Source organism: Streptomyces sp. PL-25 (assembly GCF_058344915.1).
This window is the reverse complement of sequence record NZ_CP136997.1, coordinates 2,808,110-2,824,277: the sequence shown is the minus strand read 5'-3', so window position 1 is coordinate 2,824,277 and position 16,168 is coordinate 2,808,110. Positions and strand designations below refer to the sequence as shown.

The 16,168-nt window shown below is 72.2% G+C and carries 9 protein-coding genes; 6 read left to right on the top strand and 3 right to left on the bottom strand.

What is annotated here, in order from left to right:
• Positions 1 to 182: 182 nt before the first annotated feature.
• Complete coding sequence (gene secA / locus R4Z62_RS12490; protein WP_064533418.1) at positions 183 to 2,999, top strand: preprotein translocase subunit SecA; 2,817 nt, start codon at positions 183 to 185, stop codon at positions 2,997 to 2,999.
• Positions 3,000 to 3,955: 956 nt separating this feature from the next.
• Here secA and R4Z62_RS12485 read toward each other — a convergent pair.
• On the bottom strand, positions 3,956 to 4,645 hold the full coding sequence (locus tag R4Z62_RS12485) for an Rv3235 family protein (RefSeq protein WP_355477157.1): 690 nt from the start codon (positions 4,643 to 4,645) through the stop codon (positions 3,956 to 3,958).
• Between the two features lie 381 nt (positions 4,646 to 5,026).
• Here R4Z62_RS12485 and R4Z62_RS12480 point away from each other — a divergent pair, with 381 nt between their 5' ends.
• From R4Z62_RS12480 to R4Z62_RS12465, 4 genes are all read left to right on the top strand, one after another.
• Positions 5,027 to 5,530: a DUF6912 family protein gene (locus tag R4Z62_RS12480; RefSeq protein WP_491519838.1), complete on the top strand. Its 504-nt coding sequence runs from the start codon at positions 5,027 to 5,029 to the stop codon at positions 5,528 to 5,530.
• A gap of 123 nt (positions 5,531 to 5,653) precedes the next feature.
• Positions 5,654 to 6,322, top strand: a complete 669-nt coding sequence (locus R4Z62_RS12475; RefSeq protein WP_064537460.1) for an HAD family hydrolase — start codon at positions 5,654 to 5,656, stop codon at positions 6,320 to 6,322.
• 506 nt (positions 6,323 to 6,828) lie between these two features.
• Positions 6,829 to 11,763, top strand: coding sequence for an NAD-glutamate dehydrogenase (locus R4Z62_RS12470; RefSeq protein WP_491519837.1), 4,935 nt, complete (start codon positions 6,829 to 6,831; stop codon positions 11,761 to 11,763).
• Between the two features lie 229 nt (positions 11,764 to 11,992).
• Positions 11,993 to 13,510, top strand: a complete 1,518-nt coding sequence (locus R4Z62_RS12465) for a hypothetical protein (RefSeq protein ID WP_491519836.1) — start codon at positions 11,993 to 11,995, stop codon at positions 13,508 to 13,510.
• A 29-nt stretch (positions 13,511 to 13,539) separates the two neighbouring features.
• Here R4Z62_RS12465 and R4Z62_RS12460 read toward each other — a convergent pair whose 3' ends face one another.
• Together R4Z62_RS12460 and R4Z62_RS12455 are read right to left on the bottom strand one after the other, a co-directional pair.
• Positions 13,540 to 14,337 carry an ABC transporter ATP-binding protein gene (locus tag R4Z62_RS12460; protein ID WP_064533414.1) on the bottom strand — a complete coding sequence of 266 codons (798 nt, stop codon included), beginning with the start codon at positions 14,335 to 14,337 and terminating at the stop codon, positions 13,540 to 13,542.
• Positions 14,330 to 15,244 carry an ABC transporter permease gene (locus R4Z62_RS12455; RefSeq protein ID WP_064533413.1) on the bottom strand — a complete coding sequence of 305 codons (915 nt, stop codon included), beginning with the start codon at positions 15,242 to 15,244 and terminating at the stop codon, positions 14,330 to 14,332. Before R4Z62_RS12455 ends, R4Z62_RS12460 begins: the two co-directional genes overlap by 8 nt.
• Positions 15,245 to 15,438: 194 nt before the next feature.
• On the opposite strand from R4Z62_RS12455, the gene R4Z62_RS12450 reads away from it, so the two are divergent.
• Positions 15,439 to 16,065: a TetR/AcrR family transcriptional regulator gene (locus R4Z62_RS12450; protein ID WP_385504483.1), complete on the top strand. Its 627-nt coding sequence runs from the start codon at positions 15,439 to 15,441 to the stop codon at positions 16,063 to 16,065.
• Positions 16,066 to 16,168: the final 103 nt, after the last annotated feature.

Sequence of the window (16,168 nt, the reverse complement as noted above, 5' to 3'; positions counted from 1 at the left end):
CGCGGCACCATCCGGGGCTCCCGCCCGTTGTTCCCTGTGGAGGCGGCGCGGGGCACAGTGGAGGAGTGCCCTCGCGGCAGGCCCTCCCGGCTGGGCCGGGTCCTCGCATACGATGGCCGTTGCTCAGCCAAGCCAGTGGAAACCGACCGTCCCAGGCCCGACCGGCAAGGAGACCAACCCCCGTGTCCGTCCTCTCGAAGATCATGCGTGCAGGCGAAGGCAAGATCCTGCGCAAGCTGCACCGCATCGCGGGCCAGGTCAACTCCATCGAAGAGGACTTCGTCGACCTCTCCGACGCCGAGCTGCGGGCCCTCACCGATGAGTACAAGCAGCGGTACGCCGACGGCGAGAGCCTGGACGACCTGCTGCCCGAGGCGTTCGCCACCGTACGAGAGGCGGCCAAGCGGGTCCTGGGCCAGCGGCACTACGACGTGCAGCTGATGGGCGGCGCCGCCCTGCACATGGGGTATGTCGCCGAGATGAAGACCGGTGAGGGCAAGACGCTCGTCGGCACCCTGCCCGCCTATCTGAACGCCCTGTCCGGCGACGGCGTCCACATCGTCACGGTCAACGACTACCTGGCCGAGCGCGACTCCGAGATGATGGGCCGCGTCCACAAGTTCCTCGGCCTGGACGTGGGCTGCATCCTCGCCAACATGACGCCGGCCCAGCGCCGCGAGCAGTACGGCTGCGACATCACCTACGGCACGAACAACGAGTTCGGCTTCGACTACCTGCGCGACAACATGGCCTGGGCGAAGGACGAACTGGTCCAGCGCGGCCACAACTTCGCCATCGTCGACGAGGTCGACTCCATCCTGGTCGACGAGGCCCGTACGCCGCTGATCATCTCCGGCCCGGCCGACCAGGCCACCAAGTGGTACGGCGACTTCGCCAAGCTCGTCACGCGCCTGAAGAAGGGCGAGGCGGGCAACCCGCTCAAGGGCGTCGAGGAGACCGGCGACTACGACGTCGACGAGAAGAAGCGCACCGTCGCCATCCACGAGTCCGGCGTCTCCAAGGTCGAGGACTGGCTGGGCATCGACAACCTCTACGAGTCGGTGAACACCCCGCTCGTCGGTTACCTGAACAACGCCATCAAGGCGAAGGAACTGTTCAAGAAGGACAAGGACTACGTCGTCATCGACGGCGAGGTCATGATCGTCGACGAGCACACCGGCCGTATCCTCGCCGGCCGCCGCTACAACGAGGGCATGCACCAGGCGATCGAGGCGAAGGAAGGGGTGGACATCAAGGACGAGAACCAGACCCTCGCCACGATCACCCTGCAGAACTTCTTCCGCCTCTACAACAAGCTCTCCGGCATGACCGGTACGGCGATGACCGAGGCCGCCGAGTTCCACCAGATCTACAAGCTCGGCGTGGTCCCGATCCCGACCAACCGGCCGATGGTCCGCAAGGACCAGTCCGACCTGATCTACCGCACCGAGGTCGCCAAGTTCGAGGCGGTCGTCGACGACATCGCGGAGAAGCACGAGAAGGGCCAGCCGATCCTGGTCGGCACCACCTCGGTCGAGAAGTCCGAGTACCTCTCGCAGCAGCTCAGCAAGCGCGGCGTGCAGCACGAGGTGCTCAACGCCAAGCACCACGAGCGGGAGGCGTCCATCGTCGCCCAGGCCGGCCGCAAGGGTGCCGTCACCGTGGCCACCAACATGGCCGGCCGCGGTACGGACATCAAGCTCGGCGGCAACCCCGAGGACCTCGCCGAGGCGGAGCTGCGCCAGCGCGGCCTCGACCCCGAGGAGCACATCGAGGAGTGGGCCGCCGCGCTGCCCGCCGCCCTGGAGAAGGCCGAGCAGGCCGTCAAGGCGGAGAAGGAAGAGGTCGAGAGGCTCGGCGGCCTCTATGTGCTGGGCACCGAGCGGCACGAGTCGCGCCGTATCGACAACCAGCTGCGCGGTCGTTCCGGCCGTCAGGGCGACCCGGGCGAGTCCCGCTTCTACCTCTCCCTGGGCGACGATCTGATGCGTCTGTTCAAGGCGCAGATGGTCGAGCGCGTGATGTCCATGGCGAACGTCCCCGACGACGTGCCCATCGAGAACAAGATGGTCACCCGCGCGATCGCCTCCGCCCAGTCGCAGGTCGAGCAGCAGAACTTCGAGACCCGTAAGAACGTCCTGAAGTACGACGAGGTCCTCAACCGGCAGCGCGAGGTCATCTACGGCGAGCGCCGCCGCGTCCTGGAGGGCGAGGACCTGCGCGAGCAGGTGCAGCACTTCATGGACGACACCATCGACGCCTATGTGCAGGCGGAGACCGCCGAGGGCTTCCCGGAGGACTGGGACCTGGACCGGCTGTGGGGCGCGTTCAAGCAGCTCTACCCGGTGAAGATCACCGTCGAGGAGCTGGAGGAGGCGGCCGGCGACCGCGCGGGCCTGACGGCCGAGTTCATCGGCGACTCCATCAAGGACGACATCCACGAGCAGTACGAGGCGCGCGAGACGCAGCTCGGCTCCGAGATCATGCGTGAGCTGGAGCGCCGCGTGGTCCTGTCGGTCCTGGACCGCAAGTGGCGCGAGCACCTCTACGAGATGGACTACCTCCAGGAGGGCATCGGCCTGCGCGCGATGGCGCAGAAGGACCCGCTGGTCGAGTACCAGCGCGAGGGCTTCGACATGTTCTCCGCGATGATGGACGGCATCAAGGAGGAGTCCGTCGGCTACCTGTTCAACCTGGAGGTCCAGGTCGAGCAGCAGGTCGAGGAGGTCCCCGTCGAGGACGCCGCGCCGTCCCTGGAGAAGGCGCCGCAGGACGCGGTGCCCGCGCAGGCGGGCGCGCGCCCGGAGATCCGCGCGAAGGGGCTGGACGCGCCGCAGCGGCGCGACCTCCACTTCTCCGCCCCGACCGTGGACGGGGAGGGCGGTGTCGTCGAGGGCGAGTTCGCCAGCGACGACGAGCCGGTCCGCTCCGAGTCGGACGGCCTCACGCGTGCGGAGCGCCGCAAGCAGGCGAAGGGCGGCCGTCGCCGCAAGAAGTGACACCGGCTCCCTGCCTGCGGGGAGCGGCATCCGACCGAAGGGCCGGGCACGGTTCGGTGCCCGGCCCTTCGGCTTGCGCCCGGCGGCGCGCGCTCAGGGGCCGGCAGGCCCCGGGCACGCCCTGCCGGCCCCTGGCCGGGCCGCCTGCTCCGGGGGCTTCCCCGTGCCTGGACGAGGGGGCGCGGGTGCTGAGGCGCGGGGCACGGGGGCCGTTGGGATGCCTGGCCGACGCCCGGCCCGCCCCACGGAGCCCGGCGGCGGGCTGGCCCGCTTGGCCCGCCTGGCCCGCCCTCGGAAACCGGCTGTGAGGTCCGGCCCGTCCGGCACGTCCGGCCCGTCCGGCCCGTCCGGCACGTCCGGCACGTCCGGCCCGTCCGGCCCGTCCGGCCCGCAGGGCCCCGCCCGGCACGCTCGGCGGTGTGCCGGGCGGGCCGGACCTCGGCCGGACGTGTGGGTGGGCCCCCGCGGTCCGGGAAGGGGCGGGCGACGCCCGGCCCGCAGAGGTCGGGGGGCCACCCGGCGGGCGCCTGCCAGGCCCCCGCCGCCCGCCCGGCGGTGCGCCGGTGGACGGGGCCTCAGCCGGGCCTGTGAGGGGCCCGTGGGTTTCGGGAAGGAGCCGAGCCCTCCCTGGGGCCTGCCAGGCTCGCCGGTCCCGTCCAGCCCCTGTTCGGGGCCGGACGGGTGCCGGTGGCTCCGTCACTGCTTCCAGGCGCCTCCCTTCCAGGCGCCTCCCTTCCAGGCGCCTCCCTTCCGGAGCGCGTGGCCTCCCGCCGGGCCTGTGAGCGGCTGTGGGCTTTGCCGAGGGTCCTCGGAGGGACTCGGAGGGACTCGGGCCTCCTCGGGCTTGTCCGGGCCGCCTCAGGGGTCCTGGTGGGCTCGTCCGGCCCTGCTGTGCCCCTGTCGGTGCCTCCGGCCCGCTGCCGTCCCGGGCCGGAGGCCCCGCTCCTCGGGCTCTGTCATTCCTCCCGTGGGCGGGGGCGGCCCGGGACCCGGGGAAGGGCCAGTTCCACGGCGGTGCAGCGCCAGCGGCGGTCCCGGCCGCGTTCGAGGCGGAAGGCCAGGGCGCGCAGTTGCGGGCCGGCGCCGATGCGGGCGAAGACCTCCAGGGCGCCGGGGCGGGGCTCGAAGTAGCCGATGTCGCGGACGACGGGATGGGCGCCGCGGGCCCGCAGGGGGCCGTGTTCGGCGAGGCGGACGAGTTCGTCGTAGGCCCGGCCGGCGGTGTGCCGGAGCATCCAGTGGACGGGGCGCCGGCCGCTCAGCACGGCCAGGAGCCGGTCGGCGAAGAGGTCGGTGGTGGCGGGAGCGGCCGCGAGGGCCGACGCGGCGGCGCGCTCCCGTTCCCGGGCGCCCCCGCCGTCCCCGGGAAGCCCGGCAGGCCCGGGTGCGGCCGGTGGCCGGGCGTCGGTCCTGTCGTGCGGGGCGGTCCGGCGCGTGGCCGGTGTCGTGGGCGGGCGGTTGTCGGTGGGGCCGGTGCGGGCGGGGCCGGTGCCCCGGGGCGAACCCGGCGGGCGGCCGTCGCTCGCGGTGCGTGCCGGACTGCCGCCCGGTGTGCGCGGCGGGGTGCCGCCGGGGCGGCGGGCGTCGCGGCGGCCGGGCGGGCGGGTGCCGGGGCGGCGCTGCGCCCTGGTCATGACCTTGTTCATGCGTCCCCGTTCTCGGTGTGCTCTGGCTGTGCGCCGTGGAACGCGGGCCGCCGGTCGGTGCGAGCCCGCAATACCGAGCAGTAACTTCCTGCTGGGGACCTTGTACGGGACCCGTCGCGGGGGAGCAAGGAAGGTTCCGCCCGGGTCGACCATGTGCCGGTTTCACCTGTCCGGGTGAATTTGCGCGGCCGGGCCCCCGTAACGGCGCGGCGGAACAGGGGTGCACCGGGTGAAGCGCGGGGCGCGCGGTGGACGCCCCGGAGGGTGCGGCCGGGGACACGAAAGGGGGCCTCCGCACGTATCCTGAAGGCCGTCCGGGTGGCCCTCCCGCGGTCTCCCGGCACCCCGCGGACCTTCATCCCACCGAGAAAGCGGCCGGCCATGCGCGTCTACGTCCCCCTGACCCTCCCCGGGCTCGCCGCGGCCCACGCGGCCGGGGAGCTGGGACCGGAACCGCTCGTCGCCTACGCCGTCACCCCCGCGCTGCGCGAGTGGTACGTCTCCGACGACCTGGAGGAGCTGGAGTACGCCGCGCTGAACCGGGCCGCGCTGGCCTCGCTGCGGCTGCTGGCCATGGACCCGGAGGCACCGCGCCGCCGGGTCGTGGTGGCCGTGGACGTCCCCGACCGCGCGGCGAGCGCCGACCCCGACCGGGGCCTGGACCCCGCCGCGCTCGGCGAGGTCAGGGTGGCCCGGACCGTACCGCTGGCCAAGGCGGCGGCGGTGCACGTCGACGCGGACGACGCGGTGGCGGACGTGACCGCGGCGGCCGGCGCCCTGGGCGCGGCGGACACCGGCGACGACGACGCGCAGTTCGTCGTCGACGGCGCCGAGGACCACGAGCTGCTCTGGTACGCCACGCAGGAGATCCCGAACCTGATCTGAGCCGGGCGGACCGCGCAGGCCGAGGGGGCTGGGAGGACCGCGCAGGCCGGGCAGGCCGGGCCGCCGAGGTGATCAGACCCCGCCCCGTGCCCGTTGTCAGTGGCGGCGGGTACGTTCTTCGGTATGGGGATGCAGTCGGGAGCGCACATCGTCTGGGACTGGAACGGCACGCTGTTCCACGACAACGACGCGATCATCGGGGCGACGAACGCGGCCTTCGCCGAGCTGGGCATGGAGCCGATCACGCTGGAGCGCTACCGGGCGCTGTACTGCGTGCCGGTGCCGAAGTTCTACGAGCGGCTGATGGGGCGGCTGCCCACGGACGCCGAGTGGCAGGTCATGGACGACGCCTTCCACCGGCACTACACCGAGCACCGGGCCCGCTGCCGGCTGGCCGACGGCGCGGTGGAGCTGCTCACGGGCTGGGCGTCGGCCGGGCACAGCCAGTCGATCCTCAGCATGTACGGGCACGAGGACCTGGTCCCGCTGGTGCGGGGCTTCGGGATAGAGACGCACTTCATACGCGTGGCGGGCCGGACCGGTCCCTCCGGCGGCAGCAAGGCCGAGCACATGGTGCGGCACCTGGGCGCGCTGGCCGAGGACGTCGACCCGGCGCGCACAGTGGTGATCGGCGACGCGGCCGACGACGCGCTGGCCGCGCGGCACGCGGGGGCGCGGGCGGTGCTGTACACGGGCGGGTCGCACAGCCGGGCCAGCCTGGAGGGCGTCGGTGTCCCGGTGGTGGACACCCTCCGGGAGGCGGTCACCGAGGCGCAGCGCCTCGCCGCCTGAGGGCGCCCGGGGGTGCCGGAAGGAGACCGGAGCCGGGCCGCGGCGCCACGCACCTCCCGCCGCGTCTGTCCCTGTGCAGAACGTCAAAGTTCCACCCCCGGTTTTGTACACATACGGCTCATGACGGGGCACCCGTGAAGAGCGATAGCCTGGTGGCGTGATCAGCGCGATAGTTCGCGGGGGCGCGCTCGCCTCCGCTCTGCGCCCGGAGTGCACGGACCACATCCGTGACCGGGCGGCGGTCGCTGGTCCTCGCGGGTCGGCCGGGGCCTTTCCGTACCCCAGAGCCTCCAGGACGCCGGGCCGATGCCCGGCAGCGGCGCGGGCGAGAGCAGCGTCACACTCCACGGACACGTCGAAGTTGGCCGATAACCCCCCGCTCTTCTCACCTCTCGGCATAGCGTCGGAAAGGTCCGGACACCCCGGACCGCGACGTCACGCCGGAAGGGCCGAGACCGTACTTCCTTCAACGTCACGCAACGGCGCGCGACAGGAGCCAGAGGACAATGCAGACCAAGCTGGACGAAGCCAAGGCCGAGTTGCTCGAAAGGGCCGTTCGGGTAGCTGAGAACAGTCCGGCCGGGGGGCACCTCCCGGCCGGGATGACGGGCGAGGGCACCCCGGACCGGGACTGTGTGCTCGCCTTCCTCCAGCGCTACTACCTGCACACCGCACCCGAGGACCTCGCGGACCGCGACCCGGTCGACGTCTTCGGAGCCGCTTTCTCGCACTACCGGCTGGCCGAGAACCGCCCGCAGGGGACGGCCAACGTCCGGGTGCACACCCCGACCGTCGAGGAGAACGGCTGGACGTGCAGCCACTCCGTGGTCGAGGTCGTCACCGACGACATGCCCTTCCTCGTCGACTCGGTCACCAACGAGCTGACCCGCCAGGGCCGCGGCATCCACGTCGTCGTCCACCCGCAGGTCGTCGTCCGCCGCGACGTGACCGGCAAGCTGCTGGAGGTGCTGCCCGCCGCGCCTGCCGGTGAGCCGCTGCCGCACGACGCGCACGTCGAGTCCTGGATCCACGTCGAGATCGACCGCGAGACCGACCGGTCCGACCTCAAGCAGATCACCGCCGATCTGCTGCGCGTCCTGTCCGACGTCCGCGAGGCCGTCGAGGACTGGGAGAAGATGCGCGACGCGGCCATCCGTATCGCCGAGGGCCTGCCCGACGAGCCGGTCCCCGCCGACCTGCCCGGACAGCAGGTCGAGGAGGCCCGCGAGCTGCTGCGCTGGCTCTCCGCCGACCACTTCACCTTCCTCGGCTACCGCGAGTACGAGCTGCACGGCGACGACACCCTGGCCGCGGTGCCCGGCACCGGTCTGGGCATACTGCGCTCGGACCCGCCGCACGCGGGCGAGGACAGCCACCCGGTCAGCCCGTCCTTCGAGCGGCTGCCCGCCGACGCCCGCGCCAAGGCCCGCGAGCACAAGCTGCTCGTGCTGACCAAGGCCAACAGCCGGGCCACCGTCCACCGGCCGTCCTACCTGGACTACATCGGCGTCAAGAAGTTCGACGCGAACGGCGAGGTGATCGGGGAGCGCCGCTTCCTGGGCCTGTTCTCGTCCGCCGCGTACACCGAGTCGGTGCGCCGGGTGCCGGTGATCCGCCGCAAGGTCGAGGAGGTCCTCGCCCTCGCCGGCTTCTCGCCCAACAGCCACGACGGCCGCGACCTCACCCAGATCCTGGAGACCTACCCGCGCGACGAGCTGTTCCAGACGCCGGTCGCCGAGCTCCAGGCGATCGCCACCTCCGTGCTCTACCTCCAGGAGCGCCGCCGGCTGCGGCTGTACCTGCGCCAGGACGAGTACGGCCGCTACTACTCGGCGCTGGTCTACCTCCCGCGCGACCGCTACACCACCGGCGTGCGCCTGCGGATCATCGACATCCTGAAGGAGGAGCTGGGCGGCACCAGCGTCGACTTCACGGCCTGGAACACCGAATCGATCCTGTCCCGGCTGCACTTCGTGGTCCGCGTCCCGCAGGGCACCGAGCTGCCCGAGCTGTCCGACGCCGACAAGGAGCGCATCGAGGCCCGGCTGGTGGAGGCCGCCCGCTCCTGGGCCGACGCCTTCGCCGAGGCGCTCACCGCCGAGCTGGGCGAGGAGCGCGCCGCCGAGCTGCTGCGCCACTACGCCGCCGCCTTCCCCGAGGGCTACAAGGCCGACCACAGCCCGCGCGCCGCCGTCGCCGACCTGGTCAACCTGGAGCAGCTCGACGACGACAAGACGTTCGCGCTCAGCCTGTACGAGCCGGTCGGCGCCGCCCCCGAGGAGCGCCGTTTCAAGATCTACCAGAAGGGCGGCTCGGTCTCCCTCTCGCAGGTGCTGCCGGTGCTCAGCCGGCTCGGCGTGGAGGTCACCGACGAGCGGCCCTACGAGCTGCGCTGCGCGGACCGCACGACGGCCTGGATCTACGACTTCGGTCTGCGCATGCCCAAGGCGCCCGCGGGCGGCGGCGACTACCTCGCCGACGACGCCCGCGAGCGCTTCCAGGACGCCTTCGCCGCCGCCTGGACCGGCAAGGCGGAGAACGACGGGTTCAACGCGCTGGTGCTGAGCGCCGGACTGGGCTGGCGCCAGGCCATGGTGCTGCGCGCCTACGCGAAGTACCTGCGCCAGGCGGGCTCCACCTTCAGCCAGGACTACATGGAGGACACCCTCCGCAACAACGTCCACACCACCCGGCTGCTGGTCTCCCTGTTCGAGGCGCGGATGGCGCCCGAGCGGCAGCGCGCGGGCCACGAGCTGGTCGACGCCCTGCTCGAAGAGCTGGACGCGGCCCTGGACCAGGTGGCCTCCCTCGACGAGGACCGCATCCTGCGCTCCTTCCTCACCGTCATCAAGGCGACCCTGCGCACCAACTTCTTCCAGGAGAGCGCGGCCGGCCGCCCGCACGACTACGTCTCCATGAAGTTCGACCCGCAGGCCATCCCGGACCTGCCCGCGCCGCGCCCGGCGTACGAGATCTGGGTGTACTCGCCGCGGGTGGAGGGCGTGCACCTGCGCTTCGGCAAGGTCGCCCGCGGCGGTCTGCGCTGGTCCGACCGGCGCGAGGACTTCCGCACCGAGATCCTGGGCCTGGTCAAGGCGCAGATGGTGAAGAACACCGTGATCGTGCCGGTCGGCGCCAAGGGCGGCTTCGTCGCCAAGCAGCTCCCGGACCCGTCCGTGGACCGGGACGCCTGGCTGGCCGAGGGCATCGCCAGCTACCGGACGTTCATCTCGGCGCTGCTCGACATCACCGACAACATGGTGGCGGGCGAGGTCGTGCCCCCGCGGGACGTGGTCCGCCACGACGGCGACGACACCTACCTGGTGGTCGCGGCCGACAAGGGCACGGCGACGTTCTCGGACATCGCCAACGAGGTCGCCGAGTCCTACGACTTCTGGCTCGGCGACGCCTTCGCCTCCGGCGGCTCCGCGGGCTACGACCACAAGGGCATGGGCATCACCGCCCGCGGTGCCTGGGAGTCGGTCAAGCGGCACTTCCGCGAGCTGGACGTCGACACCCAGTCGCAGGACTTCACGGTCGTCGGCATCGGCGACATGTCCGGCGACGTGTTCGGCAACGGCATGCTGCTCAGCGAGCACATCCGCCTGGTCGCCGCCTTCGACCACCGGCACATCTTCATCGACCCGAACCCGGACGCGGCCACCGGCTACGCCGAGCGGCGCCGCCTGTTCGACCTGCCGCGCTCCAGCTGGGCCGACTACGACACCGCGCTGCTGTCGGCCGGCGGCGGGATCTTCCCGCGCACGCTGAAGTCCGTCCCGGTCAACGCGCACATCCGCGAGGCGCTGGGCATCGAGGACGGTGTCACCAAGATGACCCCGGCCGACCTGATGCGGGCCATCCTCACGGCCCCGGTGGACCTGCTGTGGAACGGCGGCATCGGCACGTACGTCAAGGCGTCCACCGAGTCCAACACGGACGTCGGCGACAAGGCCAACGACGCCATCCGGGTCGACGGCCGCGACCTGCGGGTCCGGGTCGTCGGCGAGGGCGGCAACCTGGGCTGCACCCAGCTCGGCCGGATCGAGTTCGCGCAGACCGGCGGCCGGGTCAACACCGACGCCATCGACAACAGCGCGGGCGTGGACACCTCCGACCACGAGGTGAACATCAAGGTCCTGCTCAACGGGCTGGTCACCGACGGCGACATGACCGTCAAGCAGCGCAACAAGCTGCTGGCGGAGATGACCGACGAGGTCGGCGCGCTGGTGCTGCGCAACAACTACGCGCAGAACACGGCGATCGCCAACGCCCTCGCCCAGTCCAAGGACATGGTCCACGCCCAGCAGCGCTTCATGAAGCACCTGGTGCGCGAGGGCCATCTGGACCGGGCGCTGGAGTTCCTGCCCACCGACCGCCAGATCCGCGAGCGGCTGGCCGCCGGACACGGCCTGACCGGTCCGGAGACGGCCGTCCTGCTGGCGTACACGAAGATCACGGTCGCCGAGGAGCTGCTGCACACCTCGCTGCCCGACGACCCGTATCTGCGCGGGCTGCTGCACACCTACTTCCCGACCCAGCTGCGCGAGCGGTTCGAGGAGCAGATCGACCACCACCCGCTGAACCGCGAGATCACCACGACCGTCCTGGTCAACGACACGGTCAACACCGGTGGTACGACGTATCTGCACCGGCTGCGCGAGGAGACCGGGGCGTCGCTGGAGGAGATCGTCCGGGCGCAGACCGTGGCCCGTACGATCTTCCGCTCGGCACCGGTGTGGGACGCGGTCGAGGCGCTGGACAACAAGGTCGAGGCCGAGGTCCAGACCCGTATCCGGCTGCACTCGCGCCGCCTGGTCGAGCGCGGCACCCGCTGGCTGCTGAACAACCGGCCGCAGCCGCTCCAGCTCGGCGAGACGGTGGAGTTCTTCGCCGACCGGGTCGAGCAGGTGTGGGCGCAGCTGCCCAAGCTGCTCAAGGGCGCGGACCAGGAGTGGTACCAGCAGGTCTACGACGAGCTGTCCGCGGCCGGCGTCCCGGACGAACTGGCCGCGCGGGTGGCCGGGTTCTCCTCCGCCTTCCCGGCGCTCGACATCGTCTCGGTGGCCGACCGCATGGGCCGGGACCCGATGGACGTCGCCGAGGTGTACTACGACCTGGCCGACCGGCTCGCCATCACCCAGCTGATGGACCGCATCATCGAGCTGCCGCGCGCCGACCGCTGGCAGTCCATGGCCCGTGCGGCGATCCGCGAGGACCTGTACGCGGCGCACGCGGCGCTGACGGCCGACGTCCTCGCCGTGGGCGACGCCGCCGCCACGCCGGAGCAGCGCTTCGAGGTGTGGGAGGAGAAGAACGCGGCGATCCTCTCCCGGGCCCGCACCACCCTGGAGGAGATCCGCGGCTCGGACGCGTTCGACCTGGCCAACCTCTCGGTGGCCATGAGGACGATGCGGACGCTGCTGCGCACTCACTCGTAGCGCGCACCGCCGGTGTACGAGGGCGCCCCGGGCCGGACGGCCCGGGGCGCCCTCGCGTCGTCCGCTCCGGCCGCTCCGGGCGCCTCGTTCCGCCGGGCGGGAAACTCCGCACGGCGTCCGGTAGCCTTTCCGGCTAATCAGGATCATTCGGTTAAAGTTGCGCGCGTGATGGTGAAACGCGCTCGGTACACCGCCTCCGCCGCCCACCGCGCCCCGGTCCTTCCTCGCGATGCGCGCCGCGCCGCCTGAGGCGCGTTCCGCCGGCCGAGCGGCGTCCCGGCCGCCGGTCGGCCGCGTGAAACGTTCCGCCGCGCCCCGGGCCGCCGTCGCGCTGCTCCTCGTCCTGCTGCTCCTGGTGATCGTCCGGCTGCCCTGGGCCGGTGACCTCGGCATGCACGCGGCCACCGTCGAACGCCTGCGGCACAGCCTGCTGCACCCCGGCAACCCGCTCGTCGCCGCCGACACCCCGAGCCCTTACTACTCGCCGTGGATGCTGCTGCTCGGCTGTGTCGCGCGGGTCGGCGGCTGGTCGGTCTTCCTCGTGCTGCGGCTGGCCGCGCTCGCCGGACTCGCGCTCCTGGCCACCGGCGTGCGCCGGTACGTACGGACACTGAGCCCGCATCCGGCCGCGCCCGCGCTGGCCGCGCTGAGCCTGGTGCTGCTGTGGGGCACCGTGCTCATCAACTGGAGCGGCTTCCTCTCCCTGAACTCGCTGGCGCTGACGGTCTCCTACCCCAGCGTGTTCGCCCTCGGGCTCTCCTTCCACCTGTGGGCGTGGCTCAGCCGGACGCTGCGCGCGCAGGCCGGCTGGGAGGTGTGGCTGGGCACCGGCGTGCTGTGGGCGGTGATCCTGCTCTGCCACCAGTTCACCGGGGTGGTCGCCACGCTGGGCGCGCTCGCCACGGTCGTCGCCGCCCGGCCGCCGCGCGCCCAGCGGCCGCGGATCGCCGCGGCGGCCGGGCTGGGTCTGCTGGTGCTGTGGCTGTGGCCGTACTACGACTTCTTCGCGCTGTTCTCGGCCGGTGACGGGCTGGCGAGCGTGCACCGCGCCCTCTACACGGACTTCGCGGGCCGGTACTGGCTGGCGCTGCTCGGGGTGGCGGCGCTGGTGCTGCGGTACCGGCGCGACCGGCGGGACCCGCTGGTGATCTTCTGTGCGCTGGGCGCGCTGGTGTGCGCGGCGGGCTTCGTCAGCGGCCACTACTCCTGGGGCCGGGCGCTGCCCGCCGCGCTGGTCCCGGCACAGCTCGCCATCGCCCTTGAGGTGTTCGGCGGGGGCCGCCGCGCGGTGCGCCTGCGCTGGGCCTGGGCGCTGGCCGCCGCGCTCGCCGTGGGCGCCTGGGCGCAGGCGGGGGTGGTGGGATACGTCGTGGGACGGGACGCGCTGCCCCCCGTGCTCGCCGCGCGCTACACGCCCCCCTGGACCGGATACCACTGGATCACCCCGCATGTGCGGTACGGCGATGTGGTGATGGCCCGGGACTTCCCGTCCCGGCTGGTGCCCGCCTACGGCGCCTACACCGTGGCGCCCGGCTACCCGGAGTTCTTCCTGCCGGACGCGGCCCGGCGGGAGCGGGCCGCCGAGCGCTACTTCGCGCGCGGCACACCGCGCGGCGCCCGCCGGGACATCCTGCGCACGTACCGCGTGCGCTGGGTCCTCGACGGCCGCCGCCCGCAGCGGGATCCCGGCCTGCGCCCGGTGGCCGGCGGACCGGGCGGACAGGTGCTGTACGCCGTGACGCGGTGAGTCCGAGGGCGGCGGCCACCGGCCGCCGGCTACTTGGCGTTGGTGAACGCCTCGTACTCCTTCAGGACCTCGTCGGTGGGCCCGTCCATGCGCAGTTCGCCGCGCTCCAGCCAGAGCACGCGCTCGCAGGTGTCGCGGATGGAGCCGTTGCTGTGGCTGACCAGGAACACCGTGCCCGCCTGCTTGCGCAGCTCGCGGATGCGCCGTTCCGAACGCCGCTGGAAGGAGCGGTCGCCGGTGGCCAGCGCCTCGTCGATGAGCAGCACGTCGTGGTCCTTGGCGGCGGCGATGGAGAAGCGCAGCCGGGCCGACATGCCGGAGGAGTACGTCCGCATGGGCAGCGAGATGAAGTCGCCCTTCTCGTTGATGCCGGAGAAGTCGACGATGTCCTGGTAGCGCTCCCTGACCTGCTCGCGGGACATGCCCATGGCGAGACCGCCGAGGTGGACGTTGCGCTCGCCGGTCAGGTCGTTCATCAGCGCCGCGTTCACACCGAGCAGGGAGGGCTGGCCGTCGGTGTAGATCTTGCCGCTCTCCACCGGCAGCAGCCCGGCGACCGCCTTGAGCAGGGTGGACTTGCCGGAGCCGTTGGTTCCGATGAGGCCGATCGCCTCGCCCTTGTAGGCGACGAACGACACCTTCTTCACCGCGTGCACCCGGCGCACGCCCGACGCCTTCTCGGCCTTCCCGGGCCGCAGGATGCGGTTGAGCGCGGCGGTCGCCGAGCCGCGCCCGGCGCCCGTGCCGTGGACGCGGTAGACGATGTCCACCTTGTCGGCGATGACGGTGGGGATGTTCTCGCTGGTCTGCTCGGCCTGCTCAGCCACGTCCGTACCTCTCCTCGGCCTTCCAGAAGTAGACGAAGCCGCCGACACCGGCGAGCAGCGCCCAGCCCAGCGCGTACGCCCACACGTGGTGCGGGAGCTGGTGGGCCTTGAAGCTGTCGATGAGCGCGAAGCGCATCAGGTCGATGTAGACGGCGGCCGGATTGGCCTCCAGCAGCTTCTGGAGCAGGTGCGGGACGTTGCTGTGCTTGAGCGTCTTGTCGATGCTCCACATGACGCCGGAGACGTACATCCAGGTGCGCAGCAGGAACGGCATCAGCTGGGCGATGTCCGGGGTCTTGGCGCCCAGCCGGGCGACGACCATCGACACGCCCGCGTTGAAGACGAACTGGAGCACCAGCACCGGGACGGCCAGCGCCCAGGAAGCGGCGGGCATCACACCGAAGCAGAGCAGGATCACCACGAGCGCGCACATCGAGAACAGCAGCTGCTGGAGCTGCTGGAGCGCGAAGGAGATGGGCAGCGCGGCGCGCGGGAAGTGCAGGGCCCGCACCAGGCCGAGGTTGCCGGAGATCGCCCGGGTGCCCGCCATGATCGAGCTCTGGGTGAACGTCCAGACGAACACACCGGTGACCAGGAACGGGACGAAGTCCGCCACGTTCTTGCTGGTGCCCAGCAGGATGCCGAAGATGAAGTAGTACACCGCGGCGTTCAGCAGGGGGGTGGCGACCTGCCAGACCTGCCCGAGCTTCGCCTGGCTGTACTGGGCGGTGAGCTTGGCGGTGGCGAACGCGGTGATGAAGTGCCGCCGTGCCCACAGCTCGCGCACGTACGCGGGCAGGGAGGGGCGGGCGCCGCTGACCGACAGGCCGTGCCGGGCGGCGAGCGCCGCGAGATCTTCTTCGGCGGGCGCCGGGCTCGAGGGCGGTGTGTGGAGGACCTGACTCACATCCGCTGCTTTCGTTCGGGGGGTATTCGGGTGGATCCGGGGGAGGTGACGCGGCTGCCGGTTCCGCGTCCGCCACCCGTTGCCTCGGCTTCTCTTTACGTCGCCGGGACGGGACCGTATCGTCGCAACGTGAGCGTAGGCCCAAGTAACGTCGCGACGCAACCGTTTCGTCGTAACGCCCTATGCTGGGCGGCATGACGACGAACGCAGGCGAACCCCAGACGCGCCCGCGCCGTCGCGCTCCCGCCGGGGCCGCCGTGCTCCGCGAGGACGTGACGGACGCGATCCGGGCTGCCGTCTTCGCGGAACTCGCCTCGGTCGGCTACGCGCGCATGTCCATCGAGGGCATCGCCCGGCGCGCGGGCGTCGGCAAGACCGCCGTGTACCGCCGCTGGCGCTCCAAGCTGCACCTGGTGCTCGACGTCGTCTCCGCGCTCGCCGTCCAGGGCCTGCCCGCCCCCGACACCGGGTCCCTGGAGATGGACCTGCGCATGCTCTACGAGGTGACCTCCCGCGCCCTGCGCCATCCGGTGGCCTCGCAGATCCTGCCCGACCTCCAGGCCGAGGCGGCCCGCAACCCCGATCTCGCCGAGGCCGTGCAGAAGGCCCTGCGCGCCGGTCAGGAGGGCGTCGCCAGCAGCATCCTCGCGGCGGCGGAGGCGCGCGGGGAGGTCGGTGCCGGTGTGGACCACGACCTGGCCCTCGACCTGATCTCCGGCCCGCTGTACTGGCGCGCGGTCGTGATCCGTACGCCCAAGCTCCCCAAGGGCTATCTGAGCGCGCTCGCGCGCGGCACGGCCGAGGCGCTCAAGGCCCTGTGACACCGGCCGGCCGCCGGTGCGCGAGCGGTCCGGCCGCCCGCCCACGGCACGGCGCCGCGCGCCCGCGGGAGCGCGGCGGCGACGGGGCCCGCCGCGGGGCCGT